The sequence below is a fragment of the Streptomyces sp. NBC_00390 genome (assembly GCF_036057275.1).
Taxonomy (GTDB): Bacteria; Actinomycetota; Actinomycetes; order Streptomycetales; family Streptomycetaceae; genus Streptomyces.
Map to the genome: position 1 here is coordinate 3,018,355 of NZ_CP107945.1, position 20,212 is coordinate 3,038,566.

Here is a 20,212-nt window from a genome sequence, read left to right on the forward strand (position 1 = left end):
GTAGTTAGGCATCCGAAAATTTTCCTTAGCGTACGGAATATTTGCAGGATGCATCCCGTTGTGGACATACGTATACGGACGGAGAATTCCGTCTGTCAGCAGTTCTCCTTCAGGAGGATCAGACGAAGGGAGAAGCCGTGCGCTTCGAGATCATGCGACTGGACGACGTCGACGGCACCGCCGTGGACAGCACCGTCGTGGACGCCGCCTCCGTCAACCGGATCGTGCAGCAGGCCGCCTCGATCGGCCAGCGCATCTACATCCGGCCCGCCGAAACCACGGCTTCATAGCCCTGACACGCTGCACGACGCACCGTGCCCCCGTACGGATGGTCCGTACGGGGGCACGGTGCGTCGCGCCGCGCCGGAGGCCTCAGCCGGGGACTCAGGCGCCCTGGATGACCTGGGTGACGCCGTTGATGATCTGCTGGACGGCGATCGCGGAGAGCATCATGCCCGCCAGCCTCGTCACCAGGACCACACCGCCGTCCTTGATCAGGCGGATGATCACCAGCGAGTAGCGCATGGTCAGCCACAGCACGACGTGCATCGCGACGATCGCCGCCCACACCGCGGTCAGCTGAGCGGCGCCGCTCGCGTGCTGGACGGCAAGGATCACCGAGACGATCGCGCCCGGGCCGGCCAGCAGGGGCATGCCGAGCGGCACCAGCGCGACATTGACGTCCTTGGTCTGTTTGGGCTCGTCGTTCTTGCCGGTGAGCAGATCGAGCGCGATGAGCAGCAGGAGCAGACCACCCGCGATCATCAGCGCGGGGACGGAGACATGCAGATAGTCCAGGATCTGCTGGCCGAGGAGCCCGAAAACGGTGATCACACCGAACGCGACGGCCACCGCCTGCCACGCCATACGCCGCTGCACCTTGGCGGCGCGTCCGGAGGTGAGGGCGAGAAAGATCGGGGTGATCCCGGGGGGATCCATGATGACGAAGAGGGTGAGGAACAAGGAGCCGAAAACGGCAACGTCGAACACAGTGAGGAGCCTTGCCGGAAGAGGGGTGTACGAAGGGCGGGTGGCGAGGTGACGCGCGAAGCTCCCGGGAGCTATGCGCCGCCGGTGCCCCCGGTGCCCGGAACGGGGAAAGCGCCCGTGGCGCGCCGCGTGATCTCGCCGTAGATCTCCGGGTCGGTGGTGTATTCACCGAGCCGGCAGGACTTGCGGCTGCCGTGGTAGTCGCTGGAGCCGGTGGCCAGCAGCCCGAGCTCCCCGGCGAGGCCGCGCAGCCGTGCGCGTACGTCCTCGTCGTGGTCCATGTGGTCGACCTCGATGCCGTCGAGGCCGCACGCGGCCAGCTCGCCGATCGCGCTCTCGGGCACCGTGCGGCCCCGCTTGACCGCGAGCGGGTGCGCGAAGACGGTGACCCCGCCGGCAGCCTTGACCAGGCGGATCGCCGTGAAGGGGTCGAGCTCGTGCTTCTCGACGTACGCCCGGCCGCCGTCGGCCAGCCAGTCGGGCGTGAAGGCGTCGGAGACGGTCGGTACGACACCGAGTTCGACGAGCGCCTCGGCGATGTGCGGCCGGCCGACCGAGCCGTCGCCGGCTATCCGGGCGACCTGCTGCCAGTCGACGGGTACGCCCAGCTCCTGGAGCTTGCCGATCATCGCCTGGGCGCGCGGCACCCGGTCGTCCCGTACCAGCTCGCGCTCACGCAGCAGTTCGGGCTCTTCGGGGTCGAAGAGATACGCCAGCATGTGCAGCCCGATGCCGTCCAGGCGGCAGGAGAGCTCGGCGCCTGTGACGAGGGCCAGCCCCTCGGGGACGGCTGCGGCCGCCGCGGCGTGTCCACGGGTGGTGTCGTGATCGGTGAGCGCCACGACGTCCAGCCCGGCAGCGGCGGCATTGCGCATCAGCTCGGCCGGGGTGTCCGTGCCGTCCGACGCCGTGGAGTGGGTGTGCAGATCGATGCGCACGACGCTGACTCCGGGGCTCGGGTCGGACAGGGGACGGTCAAGGATAACCGGCCCGGCATCCCGCCCCTGACGTACAAGCGGCCCGTTCGCACAGGTCGCCCTCGCGCGCGACGCAGCCGGCCGGCCGCCGCGACGTGCCACGGCCCTCGTCGCGGGCCACGGCAGGGCCCGGCCCGACCCGGCGGAATGTCCTCAGCTCAGCAGTCGCGGGGACAGCGCCCCGCACGGCAGCAGCTCGGCCTCCGCACCCGCGTCCCGCAGATCCGTGAGCACCAGCTCGTCGTACATCAGCAGCGCCGACTGCTCGGGCCAGCAGACCGCCCACAGCCACAGGCCACGCGCCTCGCCCGCGAAGACCGCACGGTCCTCGGGTGCCCCCGCCACATGCCACAGGGGAGTCGGGCGCCCGGCGGCGAGGACCTTGGCCTGCGGTGACTGGTCGACGCGGATGTGCGGACCGGGGTCGGGGCCGTCCATCCCGGCGTAGCGCGCACCGAGGCCCACGCCCAGTTCCTCGGCGATCAGCAGCACTTCACCCATACCGCCGAGCGGGCCCGGACCCGAGCAGGCGACCGCCGTGGCGCGACCGCCGCTGCGGTCGTCGCCTGCGTAGGCGACACCGGTGAAGAGCCAGCCCACAGGCAGCGGCCAGGGCATCCACACGGGTACATGGGCGCGGTGCACGACGACACCGAGGGCTTCGACACTGGGCGGGATCACCGGCTGCAGCGGGTACACGGCGCCGTGCACATCGCACTGCCAGGAGTCGGCAAAGAGACCGGGCGCCCTCACCCGGCCACCGCACTTCGGGCAACTGGGTTCGCCCCTCATAGGGGTCAACGGTCCTCCCCGGCCGACGCCGCGTCAAGGACGATCACCCGTCCGGAGCGTGCCTCCCCCTCGACCGATTCAGATGTATGCCACATCAATCCTCGCCGACCGGCCTGCCCCGCCGGGCCAGTTCTCACTCCAGAGTGACCGACCTGCGCAGCGGATCGCGCAGGTCCGTGCCGTGCGCCAGCCACCGCTCCTGGAGCTCCTGCCCGCCGTGCACGCGCTTCCAGGCCGCCTCGTTCGCGGTCATCGGCAGCAGCGGCAGAAAGTGCACCGGGTCCATCGGCCCGTCCAGTTCGAGATCCTCGACCAGACCGCCGGGCTCCGCGACCAGCACCGAGCTGAACGCCGCCCCGGGCCACAGTGGTTCACCCACGTCCAGTGACGCGCCAGGGGCCACGACCACGCCCTCGACCTGGGGGGACGCGGCCAGCACGGCGAGCGGGCGCAGCACCTTGTCGGTGTCCGCGAGCCCCGCCCGTACGGTGAGCACCAGCTCGGCGCGCGGGCCCTTGACCGGGTCGGCGAGGGTGGCGGTGGGGTCGGTCATCGGGTGGGCGGACATGCCGAGGGTGGCGTACCGCACGATGTCCCCGTCCCCGTCGCGGTCCATGAACCGGAGCACCTCGATGCGGTCCGTACCGAGGAACGTCACTGCGGCGCGCGCCTCCGGTTCGCCGAGGGCCGTACGCAACCGGGCCTCGACCAGAGCAAGAACATCTCCCATGGGGCGAGCATAAAGCGCGTATGGAACGGGCAAAGCACGGGATTGACCCTCTGTCGGCTGATAGTCTTGGCCGCTGGTCGGGACGGTACGCAGAAGCGTGCTTTCGAGTCCCGGCGACACGTCATCCCCCACGGGGGACCGGCCGGAGGAGGTGGGGCTGCGATGAGTCGAAGTCGACCGTGCAGTACCAAGAGCTCTTCCACGCCGCACCGATTCTCGCTCCGTCTCTGCCGGTGAACCGAGGATCTGTGTGCTGAGGCCTTTCCGCACGAGGCCGGTGGCATTTCGCACTACGGAAGAGCATTTCGTTTTTGCCTGTCTGTAGCGAACGCCGTCACCGCGACCCTGCGGTGCCGCCCGCTTTGCGGACGTATGCCTCACATCACGTCCTCATTCCGGGCTGTGCCACACCACTCGCCGACGGCCTCTCCGTGAAGGAGCCAGCCATGTCGATGATCCGTGACCTGCGCGCAGCGGTCCGCCCCGCCCTGCGCAAGAGCGCCACCCCGTACAACAGCTACGACACCACGCGTGACCCGTCCGCCTCCAGCGCGGTCGTCGACTGCGCCGTCTATCGCGACGGGGAGCGGCTGGAGAGCGCGTCCTGCCAGACACCGCACGAAGCGATGCTGCGGGTGCGGGAGGGCGGCGGCTTCGCCTGGATCGGGCTGCACGAGCCGACGGAGGAGGAGTTCGCCGGTATCGCGGCGGAGTTCGGGCTGCACCCGCTGGCCGTGGAGGACGCGGTCCACGCCCACCAGCGACCCAAGCTGGAGCGGTACGACGACACGCTGTTCACCGTCTTCAAGACCATCCACTACGTGGAGCACGCCGAGCTGACCGCGACCAGCGAGGTCGTCGAGACCGGCGAGGTGATGTGCTTCACCGGGCGGGACTTCGTCATCACCGTGCGGCACGGCGGCAAGGGGTCCCTGCGGGCCCTGCGGCACGGGCTGCAGAAGGACACCGAACTGCTGGCGAAGGGCCCCTCGGCGGTGCTGCACGCCATCGCCGACCACGTCGTCGACGGCTACATCGCGGTGGCCGCGGCCGTGCAGGACGACATCGACGAGGTCGAGATCGACGTGTTCTCCGCGCCTGCCAAGGGAAGCCCGCGCGGCAGCGACGCCGGGCGGATCTACCAGCTCAAGCGCGAGGTGCTGGAGTTCAAGCGGGCCGTCTCCCCGCTGCTGCGCCCGATGCAGCTTCTCAGCGAGCGGCCGATGCGGCTGGTCGACCCGGACATCCAAAAGTACTTCCGCGACGTCGCCGACCACCTGGCCCGGGTGCAGGAGGAGGTCATCGGCTTCGACGAACTGCTGAACTCGATCCTCCAGGCCAACCTGGCGCAGGCGACGGTGGCGCAGAACGAGGACATGCGCAAGATCACCTCATGGGCGGCGATCATCGCCGTCCCGACGGCGGTCTGCGGGGTCTACGGCATGAATTTCGAGTACATGCCGGAACTGGAGTGGAAGTACGGCTACCCCATGGTGCTCACCGGCATCATCGCCGTCTGTTTCACCATCCACCGCACTCTCAAGCGCAACGGCTGGCTGTAGGGCAACCGGCTCCCGTTAGGCTGCGCGTATGACAGATCAGCTGCTCGGTCGGGCGCTCGTCGAGGAGGCCACCAAGAAGTCGGGCCTCATCTGGGTGCGGGGCGACGGCCCGGCGCGCGCCCTGTGGCATGTATGGCACGAGGGCGCGGCGTACATCGTCGGCGACGGCCCCGGCGAGCAGCCGCTGCCAGGTCTCACGGACGGCGGCACGGCGGAAGTCACCGTACGCAGCAAGGACAAGGGCGGCCGGCTGGTGGCCTGGACGGCACGGGTGAGCGAGGTCGCACCGCTCTCCGAGGCGTGGGAGTCGGTGGTCGCGGAGCTCAAGGGCAAGCGCCTGAACGCTCCCGACGCGGAGGAGCTGACGCAGCGCTGGGCCCGCGAGTCCCGGGTGCTGCGCCTTGCCCCGCAGGACAGTGGCACGGCCTTCCCGGACGGTTCGTCGGCGGCCGTGCCTCTCCCGACCCCCGCAACGACACGCCGCCCGATCCCCGCGGCCCTGCCCCGCCTGCTCCTGAAGCGCCGCGGGAAGCGCTAGGCATCCTTCTTCCGGATCAGGCCGGATCAGGCCGGATCAGGCCGGATCAGCGAGCGGCCGAGTCCGGTGCCGGGTCATCCCCGTGCCCGAAGGGCCAGGGGGAATCCAGGGGTACGCGAGCCCGGCAGGATCCGGAAGGAGAGGCCCGGGGGCGCCGGGGTGCTCCGGGCGGGGCTGTTCCGGCGGCCGTCGCGGGTGCGTGGGCTTGCCAGGCATCCGCGGGGTTTTCAGCATGGAAGGTGACACGCCGCCCGGCCCCGGAGGCAGCATGGCCACGCTCCGTATCGAGCACGAGATCACCGACCTCGACACCTGGAAATCCGGGTTCGACCGGTTCGCCGATTTCCGCAGGCACGCGGGCGTGCGCGCCTACCGGGTCATGCAGCCTCTCGACGACCCGCACCGCATCGCCCTCGACCTCGACTTCGACACGGCCGCCGCCGCGGAGAACTTCCGTGACGCACTGGTGGAGAAGATCTGGGCGACCAGCGAGACCGCCCGCGCCCTGGTCGGTACGCCGAAGACCCGGATCCTCGAGATCGTCGAGGAACGCTGACGCCCCGCGTCAGTCGCCCGAGGTCCTGGGGAGCTGGCGTCCGTAGTCGACCGTCTCCTCCTTCGACGGCTCCGCCAGGGCGAATTCCTTGTCCCAGTCGCCCAGCGTGAGCACCCCCGCGCCGCCGGCACGCGCGAACTGGAGGGGATACGGCTCGCCCTCCAGCGAGACGTCCAGGATGCCGCCCTCGCCGTTGCCGCCGGTCACCTTGATGGTGCGGACGCCGCCGACCTTCGTCCGGTCGCCCTTGGTGAGCTCGCCCTGCATCCCGAGCAGCCCGTCCAGCAGTACGTCCATGTCCGTGAAGCCGCGGAACTGCTTGTACGCCGGGTCCCCCTCGGGCACCTTCACGTACTTGTCGTCGAGCTTGTCCGCGGCTGCGGAGTCCGACTTGCTGGGCTCCTTGCCGTCCTTGGCGCCCGAGTGGGTCCAGAAGCCGGCATCGGCCTTCAGATAGAGGGCGTCGCCCACTCGCAGCAGTTCGAAGGTGTTGTCCTTCGTGGTGACCGATCCCGTGCCGCCCTCGTGCTTGAGGCGCATGTTCAGTCTGTACGAGCCGCCCTTGCTCACCAGCGTCCCGGACAGGCGCACCGAATCGGCCCCGTCCACCGCCTTGCGCGCCTTGGTCTCGATCTCGACCGCGCTGAGTCTGCCGACGCCGTTGGTCCCCGCGTCCGGATCCTCACCGCATGCCGTGAGCAGAACGGTCAGCCCGGCGCACACGGCCACCCGCAGCGCGGCCCGGCGGGCCCGGGAAGCAGGAAGGAGGGGAGTCACCAGCGCACTGCCTCTCGTCGGTGGGGGGACGGCAGACCGCAGCGTACCTGTGCCGACCTCCGTGTTCATCAGAGAGCCGTACGGATGCCGACCAGGGCACGCCCGAACCGTACGGGCTAGCCTGAACCAGTCGAACAGCACGGTTTACCGGGCAAAGAGCGTGCACGGAGGAGGCGCTGAGCATGGCGGCAGGCGTGCCTCGTGTCTTCGTCTCGCACCTCGCGGGCGTCCCGGTCTTCGACCCCAACGGCGACCAGGTGGGCCGCGTGCGCGACCTGGTGGCGATGCTGCGTGTCGGCCGCCGGCCGCCCCGGCTGCTCGGTCTGGTCGTCGAGGTCATCAGCCGCCGCCGCATCTTTCTGCCCATGACCCGCGTGACCGGCGTCGAGTCGGGCCAGGTCATCACCACCGGTGTGCTGAACATGCGCCGGTTCGAGCAGCGTCCGACCGAGCGGCTGGTGCTGGGCGAACTGCTCGACCGGCGGGTGGAGCTGGTGGAGAGCGGCGAGGTGGCCACCGTCCTCGATGTGTCGATCCAGCAGCTGCCGGCCCGCCGCGATTGGGAGATCGACAAGGTCTTCGTACGCAAGGGCAAGGGCGGGGCGCTGCGCCGCAAGGGCGAGACGCTGACCGTCGAGTGGTCGGCCGTCACCGGCTTCTCGCTGGAGGAGCACGGACAGGGCGCGGAGAGCCTGCTCGCCACGTTCGAGCAGCTGCGCGCGGCCGACCTCGCCAATGTGCTGCACCATCTGTCGCCGAAGCGACGCGCCGAGGTGGCCGCCGCCCTCGACGACGACCGGCTCGCCGATGTGCTCGAGGAGCTCCCGGACGACGACCAGGTGGAGATCCTCGGCAAGCTGAAGCAGGAGCGGGCGGCCGACGTGCTGGAGGCCATGGACCCCGACGACGCCGCCGACCTGCTGTCCGAACTGCCCGAGGAGGACAAGGAGCAGCTGCTGGCGCTGATGCGGCCGCACGAGGCCGCGGATGTACGGCGGCTGCTGTCGTACGAGGAGCGCACGGCGGGCGGCCTGATGACCACGGAGCCGATCGTGCTGCGGCCGGACGCCACGGTGGCGGACGCCCTGGCACGGGTGCGCCAGCGGGACCTGTCCCCCGCCCTCGCCGCACAGGTGTACGTGTGCCGGCCGCCGGACGAGACGCCGACCGGAAAGTACCTGGGCACGGTGCACTTCCAGCGGCTGCTGCGCGATCCGCCGTTCGCGCTGGTCAGCTCCATCGTGGACAACGATCTTCCGCCGCTGGCGCCGGACACGTCGCTGCCCGCCGTGACCAGTTATCTCGCGGCGTACAACCTGGTCGCGGCGCCCGTCGTCGACGAGAGCGGTGCACTGCTGGGGGCCGTGACCGTCGACGACGTGCTGGACCATCTGCTCCCGGAGGACTGGCGCGAGACGGAGTTCGAGGCGTTCTCCTCCGGCGAGGAGGCCGTCGATGGGTAGCGGCGACCAGAGGCCCTTCGAGCGGGGCGAGCCGAAGGAGCGCATGCCGTCCGGGGCGACCGCGGCGTCGCGACCGCGGGCCCGCCTGGACGTGCCGCGGGCGCCGCGCCGCGCTCTGCTGCCGGAGTACGACCCGGAAGCCTTCGGGCGGCTCTCCGAGAAGATCGCCCGCTTCCTGGGGACGGGGCGCTTCCTCGTCTGGATGACCCTGACGATCATCGCCTGGGTCGTGTGGAACATCAGCGCACCGAGCGACCTGCGCTTCGACGAGTACCCGTTCATCTTTCTCACCCTCGCCCTGTCCCTGCAGGCGTCCTACGCGGCCCCGCTGATCCTGCTGGCGCAGAACCGGCAGGACGACCGCGACCGGGTCAATCTGGAGCAGGACCGCAAGCAGAACGAGCGGTCGATCGCGGACACGGAGTATCTGACCCGGGAGATCGCAGCTCTGCGGATGGGCCTCGGCGAGGTGGCGACCCGGGACTGGATCCGCTCCGAACTGCAGGATCTGATCAAGGACATCGAGGAGCAGCGCGTCCTATTCCCGCACGGCCCCTCTCGGGGACGTGATGAAGGCGACCGCTGAGAGGGCTTTCCGGCCGTGGCGGTGAGCGCCGTACCATCGTCCGTATGGCTACGGAAGACGCGGTGCTTGAGGCACTGGCGACGGTGAACGACCCCGAGATCAACCGACCGATCACCGAACTGGGCATGGTGAAGTCGGTCGACATCCGGGACGGCGGCACGGTCGCCGTCACGGTGTACCTCACCGTCTCGGGCTGTCCCATGCGCGAGACGATCACCAAGAACGTGACCGATGCGGTCGCCCGCGTCGAGGGCGTCACCCGCGTCGAGGTCACGCTGGACGTGATGAGCGACGAGCAGCGCAAGGATCTCGCCGCGTCACTGCGGGGCACGACCGCCGAGCGCGAGGTGCCCTTCGCCAAGCCCGGGTCGCTGACCAGGGTGTACGCGGTCGCCTCCGGCAAGGGCGGCGTCGGCAAGTCCTCCGTGACCGTGAACCTGGCCGCCGCCATGGCGGCCGACGGGCTGAAGGTCGGCGTCGTCGACGCCGACATCTACGGGCACAGCGTGCCGCGCATGCTGGGCGCGGACGGCCGTCCCACCCAGGTCGAGAACATGATCATGCCGCCGTCGGCGAACGGCGTGAAGGTCATCTCCATCGGGATGTTCACCCCGGGCAACGCACCGGTCGTGTGGCGCGGCCCGATGCTGCACCGGGCGCTGCAGCAGTTCCTCGCGGACGTGTACTGGGGCGACCTGGACGTCCTGCTGCTGGACCTGCCGCCGGGTACGGGCGACATCGCGATCTCGGTCGCGCAGCTGGTCCCGAACGCGGAGATCCTGGTCGTCACCACGCCGCAGCAGGCGGCCGCGGAGGTCGCCGAACGTGCCGGGTCGATCGCCGTGCAGACACACCAGAAGATCGTCGGTGTGGTCGAGAACATGTCGGGCCTGCCGTGCCCGCACTGCGACGAGATGGTCGATGTCTTCGGTACCGGCGGCGGGCAGAGTGTCGCCGAGGGCCTGACGAAGACGACCGGCGCGAATGTGCCGGTTCTGGGCTCGATCCCGATCGACGTCCGGCTGCGCGAGGGCGGCGACGAGGGCAAGCCGGTCGTGCTGACCGACCCGGACTCGCCCGCCGGTTCGGCGCTGCGTGCGATCGCGGGCAAGCTGGGCGGCCGCCAGCGCGGCCTGTCGGGCATGTCGCTGGGCATCACTCCGCGCAACAAGTTCTGAGCCACGGCGAAGGGGGCGCTGCTCGCACCGAGCAGCGCCCCCTTCGTCATGCCTGCGCCGGCGCGCCGTGCACGCGTCCTACGCGTCGTACACCGACAGATCCTCGACCACCGAGAACCCGAGTCCGTAGGCGCTCATCCCGCGCCCGTACGCCCCGATGTGCACGCCCCCGGTGCCGGTCGTCCCGGCCAGCACCCAGCCGAACTCGGACTCCCGGTAGTGGAAAGGCGTCGGCACCCCGTCCACCGGCAGCGAGAGCATCGACCAGGGCGGGCCGGTCAGGTCGTCGGCGAGCGCGAAGGCCGTCTCGGTCTGCTGGTCGAGCCAGTCGTCACGCAGCGAGTGGTCCAGCTGCGGGGGCCAGGTATGGGCGAGCAGCCCCGAACCCGCCAGCCAGGCCGCGGAGGAGACGCTCGTGGCGTCGAGCATGCCCGTGCCGTCCGGGCTGCGTCTGACGGGGCTGGCGGCGACCGTGACGACGACGGCGAAGCGCTCCTTCTCGGCGCCTGCTGCCTCCGGCCGTATCGACGGCTCGTCGCCGTGGCCCATCGCTCCGTGCTGGACCGTGCCGTCGGCGGCGATGCCGACCTTCATCAGCCGCCGCGGGCCCGCGAAGGCCTCGTCCAGGCCGTACCAGGGGAAGGCCGCGCTCAGATATGCACCAGCCGTATCCTGTGCCGCCACCCGACTCGTCGTCGCCATGTGCTCGGCCTCCTCCGTCTTCCAGGCTTGGAGCGGTCCCGCCCCCCTCGGGCGTCCTCACTCCCGGACAGATGGAGAGAATAGCCAGCCCGCACCCGGTCGAAGGGATTGACAGGTTCAGGTGGCGTCTGCGTCGAACGGCGGGCGCTCGTCCCGATCAAGCTTTTCGCGCTTCTTGAGCAGGTCGGGGGCGCCGGTCGCCGAGCCTCCCACGGCGGCGGGAACCGAGGTGCCGGGCGCGTCGGCGCGCTCCGTGCCGTTGACGGCGTCGGCGACTTCTTCGATCTCCTTCTTGAGATCGAAGCTGCTGCGCAGCTCCTTGAGGTCCTTCAGATCCTCGTTCTCCGCGAGCTGCTTGCGGAGATACGCCTTGGGATTGAGGTCCTCGAACTCGAAGTCCTTGAACTCCGGACCCAGCTCGCTGCGGATGTCCTCCTTGGCGCTCTCCGAGAACGCACGGATCTTCCGGATCGTGCGGGTGACGTCCTGGATGAGCTTCGGCAGCTTGTCGGGGCCGAAGATGAGCACGGCGAGGACGACGAGCGCCGCCAGCTCCAGTCCGCCTATGTCGTTGAACACCCTGCTGCTCCTCGTGTTCTCTTCGTCTTCGCTGCCGACAGGTCGGACGGGGTCCGGGCCCGATCCACGGTACCCGTCGAAACTGTCCGCGCGGTACCTTCCGGCGGCCCGGGCGGTGGCCGCCGGATGGCCTGCGCCGCCCGTTGCCGCGCCGGTCAGCTGCTGTCGGCGGAGCCGAGGGTGAGCGTCATCGTCCGCTCGGCGTCACCGCGCTCCAGGGTCAGCTCCAGCCGGTCGCCGGGGCGGTGGGCGCGGATCTTGACGATCAGCTCCTCACCACTGTGCACCCGCTGGCCGTCGACCTTGGTGATGACGTCGCCCGGTTCGATGCCCGCCTTGGCAGCGGGCCCGCCCGGCGTGACGGCCGGGGCGCCGTCCTTGCCCTTCTCGCCGACGCGTGCGCCGTCGCCGGTGAACTTCATGTCGAGGCTGACGCCGATCACCGGGTGCGTGGCCTTGCCGGTGTTGATCAGCTCTTCGGCGACGCGCTTGCCCTGGTTGATGGGGATCGCGAAGCCGAGGCCGATGGACCCGGCCTGGCCCCCGTCGGCGCCGGCGCCGCTGTCCGCGGCCCGGATGGCGCTGTTGATCCCGATGACCCGCGCCTTGGCGTCGACCAGCGGGCCGCCGGAGTTGCCGGGGTTTATCGGGGCGTCGGTCTGGAGCGCGTCGACATAGCTGATGTCGCTGCCGTCGCCCTTCTCGCCGCCCGCCGTGATGGGACGCTCCTTGGCGCTGATGATGCCGGAGGTCACGGTGTTCTGAAGGTCGAAGGGTGCTCCGATGGCGACCACCGGATCGCCGACCCGGACGTTGTCGGAGTTGCCGAGCGGCAGCGGCTTGAGGCCGGAGACGCCGGTCACCTTGACGACGGCGAGGTCGTAGCCGCTGTCCTTGCCCACCAGCGTCGCGTCGGCGGTCTCGCCGCCGCTGAACGTGACCGAGATGTCGCCGGAGGAGCCCGCCGGATCGACGACGTGGTTGTTGGTGAGGATGTGCCCCTCACGGTCGAGTACGAAGCCGGTGCCGGTGCCCTGCTCTTCGCCGCCGCTGACATGGAGGGTGACCACGCTCGGCAGGGCGCTGGCGGCGATGCCCGCCACGCTGTCGGGCGCGCGGTCGCCGCTCTCGTGCCCGGCCTGCGGCAGTTCGACCTGGGTGATGCCGCCGTTGCGCTCGATGTACGCGCCGATCGCGCCGCCCGTACCACCCGCGGCCAGGGCCAGCACGACCGCGCCGATCAGCAGCGGGCCACGCCGGCGCTTCTTCACCGGCTCACCGTGGTGGGTGAGCGGCTGCCCGGGGGCGCTCCACGGGTCGTACTGGAGCCACACCGACGACAGCGGCTGCGGCCGGTCCTGGGGCGGGGGAGCCTGCGGCGGCAGCGGCTGGGTCACATGAGGCGGCTGGCGCAGGGGCTGCGGCGGCTGGGGCTGGGGTGCCCCCGGTGCCATGTACTGCTGCGGCACGGGCGTGCCGTGCGCGGGCGTCGGCACCGGCCGCTGTACGGGGGGTGCGGGCGCCCACGGCCCGGGGCCGCCGTACGGCGGAGTGCTGTACGGGTCAGGGGCGTGCAGCGGCTGCGGGCGGCTCACCGGCTCGGTGACGGCCGCCGGCACGGAGTCCGCCGGCACGGTGGTGTCCATGCGCACGGTGGTGTCGGTATGCGCTGTGGTGTCCGTGAGCGCTGCCGTGGTTTCCGCGTGTGCCGTCGGCGCGTCTGCTGCCGCCGGCGCCGCCAGCGGGTCCTGCTGCGTGTGCTGTGCTTCCTCGGGGGCGGGCGCCTCCGGTCCGGAGGCGCTGCCGCTGCCCGCGCTGGGGCGGCTCCACCACTTCGCCTTCGCTCCGGTGGGCTTCCCGTCGTTCATGCTCTCCCCGCAAACTGCCGGCCCGTGCCAGCGCCCCCACGGGGCACCTCCCAGGATTCAACCAGGTTTGCGAATCCGTGCGCAGGGTCCTGGTCAGCGCAGTTGCGACACGGAAGGCCGCGTCGGGCGCGCGAGATCCGTGGGGACCGGGCTGGTGCTCGGGGTGACTCCGGGCGCCGTCGCCGGCTGGAACGTCGAACCCGTCGGGCGTATCAGCGGCGACAGGGAAGCGGTGGACGGGGCCAGCAGCGAGGCCGCGAACGGCCGGCTCGGCGGCTCGCCCGCGGGCTCCCCGGGTGCGGTGGCCGCGACCGTCCGGGTCTGCGGCAGGACCGCGCCGCTGCCGCCGGTGCGACGGCGCTCGGAGTCGGCGCCCCGCGCGGCGGCCGTCCCGCCCTGGGAGCCTGTGGCAGCGGCCGGTCCCGCCGTACGCAGCGGAGTGACCTTGCCAGGGCCCTGTCCCCTGGCGCTGCTGTCCGTCACGGCGTCCAGGGGGATGGCGCCGCCCAGCGCGATCGCGGCGAAGGAGACCGCGCTGGCCGCCGCGAAGGCGAACCGGCGGCCGAGCCACGGCGAACGCTCGGCCTCCGCGCGGCCCACCTCGTGGATCCGGAAGCCGCTCCCGCCCCCGGGCAGGACGGCCGCGTGGGCGCCCCCGGGGACGTAGCCGAACGTCTCCGCGCGGGGGTCGCGCGTATGCCCCGCGGACGGTTTCAGCGCTCCGAAGACTCCGTCGGCGCTGCGCCGTCCGCCGAAGGGTCCTGCCTGGTCGTCGTCATCGCTCCCCGCGGGGCCCGCGGGGAGCCCTTGAAGCCGCGCGAGAAGCCCCTCGGAGAGCGGCGGCGGGGCGGCCTGGGCGAACACGCTCTTCAGCCGGCGCTGGGCGTCTGCCTCGGCCTTGCACTTGGGACAGGTGGCCAGATGGGCCAGTACCCGGTCCCGGACGTCATGACTGAGCTCACCGTCCACCAGGGCGGCGAGCCGGTCCCCCAGATGCTGCTCCGCGGGGGTGGGACTGGTGCCGCTCACGCCGACCCGCCCTCCCCCGCCAGGCCGACCACACCCGCCAGGGAACGCTGCTGCTCCGCACGGGCCTCCGGCGAGCGGTGCTGCAGGGCCTTGCGCAGATGGGAACGGCCACGGTGGATACGGCTGCGGACGGTGCCGAGCTTCACGCCCAGGGTCGCGGCGATCTCCTCGTACGACAGTCCCTCGATGTCACAGAGCACCACGGCGGCGCGGAACTCGGGGGCGAGCGTGTCCAGCGCCTGCTGGACATCCGCGTCGAAGTGGCTGTCGTTGAAGACCTGCTGCGGGGACGGCTCGCGGCTGGGCAGCCGCTCCGCGGCATCGTCACCCAGCGCGTCGAAGCGGATCCGCTGCTTGCGGCGGACCATGTCCAGGAAGAGGTTGGTGGTGATCCTGTGGAGCCAGCCCTCGAAGGTGCCCGGCGTGTACGTCGACAGCGAGCGGAAGACACGGACGAAGACCTCCTGGGTGAGGTCCTCGGCGTCGTGCTGGTTCCCGGTCAGGCGGTAGGCCAGGCGGTAGACCCGGGCGCTGTGCGTGCTGACGATCTCCTCCCAGGTGGGCGGAGTCCATGCCTGCGATTCCGCGTCCGATGCGAAGGTCGCGGTGGCTACGGGTTCGGTCGGCAGAGAACTGTCAGCGGTCTTGGTCACGGATTTCGGCTCACCCGCCGACCTGAGAAGGCGCCTGAGCACCCCTCCCCGATCCGCAGCTGCAGCCGCACCTCCCCTGTCGGCTCTGGTGGTATCCAGCGGAGCCCCTACCATAGCCACCTCGCCCGTTAGCTCCGGATAAGAATCTTTACGTCGATTTGGGTCCGGCTCCGGCCTTGATCCCGAGCGCTTTCCCCTGTCCTGCACAACGCCCGGTCCCATCTGCGGGTTCCCGGGCGCAGCGGATACAGTCAGCGTCGCGCCAACTACGGGGACAGGAGAGGGTCATTACCGCCAACCGGCAGACGAGCTGGGCGTTCGCCGACGCCTTTGTCGCCGAGGACGACGCTCTGCGCTGGGCCCGCGAGCGGGCCCGGGAGTCAGGGCTGTCCTCGGTGTCACCGGGCACCGGCGCCGCGCTGCGACTGCTGGCTGCCACGACGGACGCCAAGGCGGTGGCCGAGATCGGGACCGGCACCGGCGTCTCGGGAATCTATCTGCTCCAGGGCATGCGCCCGGACGGCGTACTGACCACGGTGGACCTGGAGCCGGAACGGCAGCAGTTCGCCCGCGAGGCCTTCCGCGCGGCCGGCTTCGCCGCGAACCGGGCGCGTTTCATCCCGGGCGGTGCGCTGGACGTGCTGCCGCGGCTCGCGGACGGCGGCTACGACCTCGTGTTCTGCGACGGTGACCGTGCGGAGTCGCTCGACTACCTCGCTGAATCGTTGCGCCTGCTGCGTCCGGGCGGCCTGGTCTGCTTCGAGGGCGTCTTCGCCGACGGCCGTACGGTCGACTCCGCGGCACAGCCCGTCGAGGTACTGCGGCTGCGCGAACTGCTGCGCGCGGTACGGGAGAGCCATGAGTTGCTCTCGACGCTGCTCCCGGTGGGCGACGGCCTGCTCTGCGCGGTCCGCCGCAGCTGACGCCCCGGGTGCGGGTCCCGGAAACTTCTCCGGAAACACCACTGCCCCGGCACCGTCGGTACCGGGGCAGCGAAGTGTCAGGGCGCGTCAGCCGACAACCTTCTTCAGGGCGTCACCGAGTGCATCCGCTTCGTCCGGAGTCAGCTCGACGACAAGCCGACCGCCGCCTTCGAGCGGAACGCGCATGACGATGCCCCGCCCCTCCTTGGTCACCTCGAGCGGGCCGTCGCCCGTCCGCGGCTTCATGGCCGCCATGCTCGTTCCCCTTCCTGAAACCAGCTCATCGTCAGCCGACGGCCCCTGGATGGGCACACCTCACCGGCATCGAACACATTGCTTCCAGGTCATTATCCCGCATGGCGGGACCCAATGACCAACATCAGTCGGCATCGCTTGCGCAACGCGCTCTCTCAAAACCACCCAATTCGGCGATCCGCCTGCGATACTTCGCCCCCGCCCGAGTCCGGCGCGGCGCGCAATGTTTGACGCAGCTCACATGTCCGGCGCCGTTGATCTCCGCCATGCTGGCCTCGACAACGCCGTTGAGCCGACAAAGGGGACCCTGACATGGCCGACTCCGTGCTGTACGACGTGAGCGACGGACTTGCGACGATCACGATCAACCGGCCCGAGGCGATGAACGCCATGAACGTGGAGGCCAAGGTGGCTCTGCGCGACGCAGCCCAGGCCGCCGCCGCAGACACTTCCGTACGTGCCGTACTGCTCACCGCGACCGGGCGCGCCTTCTGCGTGGGCCAGGACCTCAAGGAGCATGTGGGGCTGCTGATCGCGGCCCACGAGTCGGGCTCCGGCGAGGTGATGAACACCGTGAAGGAGCACTACAACCCGATCGTCCGGGCGCTGACCGAGATGCCGAAGCCCGTCGTGGCCGGCGTCAACGGAGTCGCCGCCGGCGCAGGGTTCGGCTTCGCGCTCGCCGCCGACTACCGCGTCGTGGCCGACACCGCCAAGTTCAACACCTCCTTCGCGGGCGTGGCGCTGACCGCCGACTCGGGGATGTCGTGGACGCTGCCCCGGCTGGTCGGCCACAGCCGCGCCGCCGATCTGATGCTGTTCCCGCGTTCGATCTCCGCACAGGAGGCGTACGAGCTGGGAATCGTGAACAAGCTGGTCCCGGCGGACGACCTGGCCGCCGAGGCCCACGCGGTCGCCCGGGCCCTGGCCGACGGCCCGACGGTCTCCTACGCGTCGCTGAAGGAGTCCCTCGCGTACGGCGCCGACCACTCGCTGAGCGAGGCACTCGACAAGGAGGAGGAGCTCCAGGCGAAGGCCGGCGCGTCCGAGGACCACACCATCGCGGTCAAGGCGTTCCTGGCCAAGGAACCGCCGAAGTACGTCGGCCGCTGAGCCCGTCCGGGGTCAGGCCCTGGCGCCGCGGAAGACGCAGTCGGCGAGATGGTCGTCGACCAGACCGCAGGCCTGCATGAGCGCGTAGGCGGTCGTCGGGCCGATGAAGCGCAGGCCCCGCTTCTTGAGCGCCTTCGCCATCGCCGTGGACTCGTCCGTGACCGCGGCTACGTCGGCGATGGAGCGCGGCGCCGGCCGCTTCGCGGCATCAGGGGCGTACGACCAGATCAGGGCGTCGAGCTCGCCGGCGGACCAGTCGGCGAGCACGCGCGCGTTGGCGAGGGTCGCCTCGACCTTGGCCCGGTTGCGGATGATGCCCTCGTCGGTGAGCAGGCGCTCCTTGTCGGCGTCGGTGAACTCGGCCACCGAGGCGATCTTGAAGTCGGCGAAGGCACTGCGAAAGCCCTCCCGGCGGCGCAGGATGGTGATCCAGGACAGTCCGGACTGGAACGCCTCCAGGCAGAGCCGTTCGAACAGGGCGTCGTCGCCGTGGACGGGGCGGCCCCACTCCTTGTCGTGGTACGCGACATAGTCGTCCGTCGACAGCCCCCAGGGGCAGCGCAGTCTGCCGTCGGGACCGGCCACGGCCCCGCCGGTCACTGGTCCCGCTCCTCGCCCGGCTTGGTGAACAGATCGGGGCGGCCCGTGGCGCCGGCCTGTGCACCGGCCAGCGCCGACTCGAGCTCGGCGATCCGCGCATCGCGCTCGGCGAGCTCCGCGCCCAGCCGGGTGAGGACCTCGTCCACGTCCGCCATCCGGTAGCCGCGCACACCGATGGGCAGCCGTACGGCGTCGATGTCGGCGCGGGCGAGCGGGCGGCCCGCCGGCAGCGGGTCCACCAGCTGTTCGGGGGCCGCCTCCGGCAGGGCCGCGCTGTCGCCGCCGCCGACCACGGCGAGGGTGACCGCGGCGACCACCACGACCATGGCGATCAGCAAGAACAAGAACACGAGCGACCCTCTCCCCGAACACCCCGAGCGGAATCCGTCAGGTGCTGATCGTGCCACGGGACTGTGACGGTTAGGGTCGCAGGCGGACGACCTGAGGAGGAAACAGCGGATGCTGCGGCTGGGCGGGCGTGAATTCGAGGCGCACGAACCGGTGATCATGGCGATCGTGAACCGGACGCCGGATTCCTTCTACGACCAGGGCGCGACGTTCCGTGACGAGCCCGCCCTCTCCCGTGTCGAGCAGGCGATCGCCGAGGGCGCCGCGATCATCGACATCGGCGGTGTGAAGGCCGGTCCGGGTGAGGAAGTGACGGCCGAGGAGGAGGCGCGGCGCACGGTCGGCTTCGTGGCAGAGATCCGCAGGCGCCACCCGGACGTCGTGATCAGTGTCGACACCTGGCGGCGCGACGTGGGCGAGGCCGTGTGCGAGGCGGGCGCCGATGTGCTGAACGACGCCTGGGGCGGTGTGGACCCGGGGCTGGCCGAGGTCGCCGCGCGATACGGAGCAGGGCTGGTGTGCACCCACGCGGGCGGCGCCGAGCCACGGACGCGGCCGCACCGGGTCGCGTACGACGATGTGATGGCGGATGTGCTGCGGGTGACGCTCGGGCTGGCCGAGCGGGCGGTCGCGCTGGGGGTCCGCCGGGACGCGATCATGATCGATCCCGGCCATGACTTCGGGAAGAACACCCGGCACAGCCTGGAGGCGACCCGCCGCCTGGACGAGATGACCGCGACGGGCTGGCCCGTGCTGGTCTCCCTGTCGAACAAGGACTTCGTCGGCGAGTCCATCGACAAACCGGTCAAGGAGCGTCTGATCGGCACGCTGGCGACCACCGCGGTCTCCGCGTGGCTGGGGGCGCAGGTCTACCGCGTCCACGAGGTCGCGGAGACCAGGCAGGTGCTGGACATGGTGGCGGCGATCGCGGGCCACCGCGCCCCGGCGGTCGCCCGCCGGGGACTCGCCTGACCGTCCGGGGCCCTGATCGTCCGGGTCCGGGCTCTGATGTCCGGGTCCGGGCTCTGATCGTCCGGGTCCGGGCTCTGATCGTCCGGGTCCGGGCTCTGTTCGTCCGGGTCCAGGCTCTGATCGTCCGGTGTCCTGACCGTCCGGGGCTGCGGGCAGGACCCGGGTGCCGGGGCCACGGGCCCTGCCGGCCGGTGCGTGCTACCTGGCCGTTTCCTTGGTGACCAGTGCCACCGCCTCCTCCACCGAGTCCGTGACATGGAAGAGCAGCAGATCACGCTCGGACGCCTTGCCCTGGGCCACCACGGTGTTGCGCAGCCAGTCGACCAGTCCGCCCCAGTACTGCGTGCCGAAGAGCACGATCGGGAAGCGGGTCACCTTGCGGGTCTGGACGAGGGTGAGCGCCTCGAACAGCTCGTCCAGCGTGCCGAGACCGCCCGGCAGCACCACGAAGCCCTGCGCGTACTTCACGAACATCGTCTTGCGGACGAAGAAGTAGCGGAAGTTCACGCCGATGTCGACGTGCGGGTTGAGGCCCTGCTCGAAGGGAAGCTCGATACCGAGTCCGACCGAGATCCCCCTGGCCTCACGCGCCCCCTTGTTGGCGGCCTCCATCGAGCCCGGGCCGCCACCCGTGATCACCGCGAAGCCGGCCTCGACCAATGCCCGGCCGATGGCCACCCCCGCGTCGTAGTCCGGCGTCCCGGCGACGGTCCGGGCGGACCCGAAGACGCTGATGGCACTGGGGAGTTCGGCAAGCGCACCGAAGCCTTCCACGAACTCGGACTGGATGCGCATGACCCGCCACGGATCGGTGTGCACCCACTCGGAGTCGCCTTCGGTGTCCAGCAGCCGCTGATCGGTCGTGCCTTCCTGCACCTGGTCCCTACGGCGCAGTACCGGTCCCTGCCGCTGCTCCTCCGGCGCCCGCAATCCCTCGGGGTTGCCCATGACCTGCTCCCTCCGCCGAACCTTGTTGCCTTGGCTCAGGGTAGGTCCGGGATCGTTACGAATGATGAAATCA

The 20,212-nt window shown here is 70.6% G+C and carries 24 protein-coding genes; 10 read left to right on the forward strand and 14 right to left on the reverse strand.

Features of this window, described 5'->3' with window-relative positions; genetic code table 11:
- Positions 1–137: 137 nt before the first annotated feature.
- Positions 138–290: a hypothetical protein gene (locus OHS70_RS12605; protein WP_328396803.1), complete on the forward strand. Its 153-nt coding sequence runs from the start codon at positions 138–140 to the stop codon at positions 288–290.
- Between the two features lie 94 nt (positions 291–384).
- Here the strand turns inward: OHS70_RS12605 and OHS70_RS12610 are convergent, their stop codons facing one another.
- From OHS70_RS12610 to OHS70_RS12625, 4 genes are all read right to left on the reverse strand, one after another.
- Positions 385–990, reverse strand: a complete 606-nt coding sequence (locus tag OHS70_RS12610) for a MarC family protein (protein WP_328396805.1) — start codon at positions 988–990, stop codon at positions 385–387.
- Positions 991–1,061: 71 nt separating this feature from the next.
- The gene (locus tag OHS70_RS12615; RefSeq protein WP_328396807.1) at positions 1,062–1,928 is read right to left on the reverse strand and encodes a PHP domain-containing protein; all 867 of its coding nucleotides are present in this window, start codon (positions 1,926–1,928) and stop codon (positions 1,062–1,064) included.
- Positions 1,929–2,120: 192 nt separating this feature from the next.
- Positions 2,121–2,759, reverse strand: coding sequence for a DUF6758 family protein (locus OHS70_RS12620; RefSeq protein ID WP_328396808.1), 639 nt, complete (start codon positions 2,757–2,759; stop codon positions 2,121–2,123).
- A 133-nt stretch (positions 2,760–2,892) separates the two neighbouring features.
- Positions 2,893–3,489 (reverse strand): suppressor of fused domain protein, encoded by a 597-nt coding sequence (locus OHS70_RS12625; protein ID WP_328396810.1) that lies wholly within the window; start codon positions 3,487–3,489, stop codon positions 2,893–2,895.
- Between the two features lie 446 nt (positions 3,490–3,935).
- Between OHS70_RS12625 and OHS70_RS12630 the strand changes: the two genes are divergently transcribed.
- From OHS70_RS12630 to OHS70_RS12640, 3 genes are all read left to right on the forward strand, one after another.
- A complete protein-coding gene (locus OHS70_RS12630) occupies positions 3,936–5,051 on the forward strand; it encodes a magnesium and cobalt transport protein CorA (protein ID WP_328396812.1) in 1,116 nt (371 codons plus the stop codon).
- Between the two features lie 28 nt (positions 5,052–5,079).
- Complete coding sequence (locus OHS70_RS12635) at positions 5,080–5,589, forward strand: hypothetical protein (protein ID WP_328396814.1); 510 nt, start codon at positions 5,080–5,082, stop codon at positions 5,587–5,589.
- A gap of 268 nt (positions 5,590–5,857) precedes the next feature.
- On the forward strand, positions 5,858–6,145 hold the full coding sequence (locus OHS70_RS12640) for a hypothetical protein (RefSeq protein ID WP_328396816.1): 288 nt from the start codon (positions 5,858–5,860) through the stop codon (positions 6,143–6,145).
- 9 nt (positions 6,146–6,154) lie between these two features.
- Here OHS70_RS12640 and OHS70_RS12645 read toward each other — a convergent pair whose 3' ends face one another.
- Complete coding sequence (locus OHS70_RS12645; RefSeq protein WP_328396818.1) at positions 6,155–6,922, reverse strand: hypothetical protein; 768 nt, start codon at positions 6,920–6,922, stop codon at positions 6,155–6,157.
- Positions 6,923–7,104: 182 nt separating this feature from the next.
- On the opposite strand from OHS70_RS12645, the gene OHS70_RS12650 reads away from it, so the two are divergent.
- From OHS70_RS12650 to OHS70_RS12660, 3 genes are read left to right on the forward strand one after another with little or no spacing between them, the layout of a single operon-like run.
- Entirely contained in the window at positions 7,105–8,385 is a 1,281-nt protein-coding gene (locus OHS70_RS12650) for a magnesium transporter MgtE N-terminal domain-containing protein (protein ID WP_328396820.1), read from the forward strand.
- Positions 8,378–8,971: a DUF1003 domain-containing protein gene (locus OHS70_RS12655; protein ID WP_328396822.1), complete on the forward strand. Its 594-nt coding sequence runs from the start codon at positions 8,378–8,380 to the stop codon at positions 8,969–8,971. Before OHS70_RS12650 ends, OHS70_RS12655 begins: the two co-directional genes overlap by 8 nt.
- A gap of 44 nt (positions 8,972–9,015) precedes the next feature.
- Complete coding sequence (locus OHS70_RS12660; protein ID WP_328396824.1) at positions 9,016–10,149, forward strand: Mrp/NBP35 family ATP-binding protein; 1,134 nt, start codon at positions 9,016–9,018, stop codon at positions 10,147–10,149.
- A 78-nt stretch (positions 10,150–10,227) separates the two neighbouring features.
- Here the strand turns inward: OHS70_RS12660 and OHS70_RS12665 are convergent, their stop codons facing one another.
- The 5 genes from OHS70_RS12665 to sigE all read right to left on the reverse strand — a co-directional run bounded on the left by OHS70_RS12665 (position 10,228) and on the right by sigE (position 15,094).
- Positions 10,228–10,851: a hypothetical protein gene (locus OHS70_RS12665; protein WP_328396826.1), complete on the reverse strand. Its 624-nt coding sequence runs from the start codon at positions 10,849–10,851 to the stop codon at positions 10,228–10,230.
- Between the two features lie 117 nt (positions 10,852–10,968).
- Entirely contained in the window at positions 10,969–11,430 is a 462-nt protein-coding gene (locus OHS70_RS12670) for a sec-independent translocase (RefSeq protein ID WP_328396828.1), read from the reverse strand.
- Between the two features lie 155 nt (positions 11,431–11,585).
- On the reverse strand, positions 11,586–13,298 hold the full coding sequence (locus tag OHS70_RS12675) for a S1C family serine protease (RefSeq protein WP_328396830.1): 1,713 nt from the start codon (positions 13,296–13,298) through the stop codon (positions 11,586–11,588).
- A 93-nt stretch (positions 13,299–13,391) separates the two neighbouring features.
- Entirely contained in the window at positions 13,392–14,327 is a 936-nt protein-coding gene (locus OHS70_RS12680) for a zf-HC2 domain-containing protein (RefSeq protein WP_328396832.1), read from the reverse strand.
- Positions 14,324–15,094 carry an RNA polymerase sigma factor SigE gene (gene sigE / locus OHS70_RS12685; protein WP_328405586.1) on the reverse strand — a complete coding sequence of 257 codons (771 nt, stop codon included), beginning with the start codon at positions 15,092–15,094 and terminating at the stop codon, positions 14,324–14,326. Before sigE ends, OHS70_RS12680 begins: the two co-directional genes overlap by 4 nt.
- A gap of 131 nt (positions 15,095–15,225) precedes the next feature.
- On the opposite strand from sigE, the gene OHS70_RS12690 reads away from it, so the two are divergent.
- Positions 15,226–15,903, forward strand: a complete 678-nt coding sequence (locus tag OHS70_RS12690; RefSeq protein ID WP_328405588.1) for an O-methyltransferase — start codon at positions 15,226–15,228, stop codon at positions 15,901–15,903.
- Between the two features lie 87 nt (positions 15,904–15,990).
- Here OHS70_RS12690 and OHS70_RS12695 read toward each other — a convergent pair whose 3' ends face one another.
- Positions 15,991–16,158 carry a DUF3117 domain-containing protein gene (locus OHS70_RS12695; RefSeq protein ID WP_003966491.1) on the reverse strand — a complete coding sequence of 56 codons (168 nt, stop codon included), beginning with the start codon at positions 16,156–16,158 and terminating at the stop codon, positions 15,991–15,993.
- A 312-nt stretch (positions 16,159–16,470) separates the two neighbouring features.
- On the opposite strand from OHS70_RS12695, the gene OHS70_RS12700 reads away from it, so the two are divergent.
- Positions 16,471–17,271, forward strand: a complete 801-nt coding sequence (locus tag OHS70_RS12700) for an enoyl-CoA hydratase/isomerase family protein (protein ID WP_328396834.1) — start codon at positions 16,471–16,473, stop codon at positions 17,269–17,271.
- A gap of 12 nt (positions 17,272–17,283) precedes the next feature.
- On the opposite strand, the gene OHS70_RS12705 is transcribed toward OHS70_RS12700, so the two are convergent.
- Both OHS70_RS12705 and OHS70_RS12710 read right to left on the reverse strand, forming a co-directional pair.
- Positions 17,284–17,871 carry a DNA-3-methyladenine glycosylase I gene (locus OHS70_RS12705; protein ID WP_328396836.1) on the reverse strand — a complete coding sequence of 196 codons (588 nt, stop codon included), beginning with the start codon at positions 17,869–17,871 and terminating at the stop codon, positions 17,284–17,286.
- The gene (locus OHS70_RS12710; protein ID WP_328396838.1) at positions 17,868–18,221 is read right to left on the reverse strand and encodes a DivIVA domain-containing protein; all 354 of its coding nucleotides are present in this window, start codon (positions 18,219–18,221) and stop codon (positions 17,868–17,870) included. The genes OHS70_RS12705 and OHS70_RS12710 overlap by 4 nt, the downstream gene beginning before the upstream one ends.
- A gap of 109 nt (positions 18,222–18,330) precedes the next feature.
- On the opposite strand from OHS70_RS12710, the gene folP reads away from it, so the two are divergent.
- The gene (gene folP / locus OHS70_RS12715; RefSeq protein ID WP_328396840.1) at positions 18,331–19,191 is read left to right on the forward strand and encodes a dihydropteroate synthase; all 861 of its coding nucleotides are present in this window, start codon (positions 18,331–18,333) and stop codon (positions 19,189–19,191) included.
- A 198-nt stretch (positions 19,192–19,389) separates the two neighbouring features.
- Here folP and OHS70_RS12720 read toward each other — a convergent pair whose 3' ends face one another.
- On the reverse strand, positions 19,390–20,139 hold the full coding sequence (locus OHS70_RS12720; protein WP_328396842.1) for a TIGR00730 family Rossman fold protein: 750 nt from the start codon (positions 20,137–20,139) through the stop codon (positions 19,390–19,392).
- Positions 20,140–20,212 lie beyond the last annotated feature (73 nt).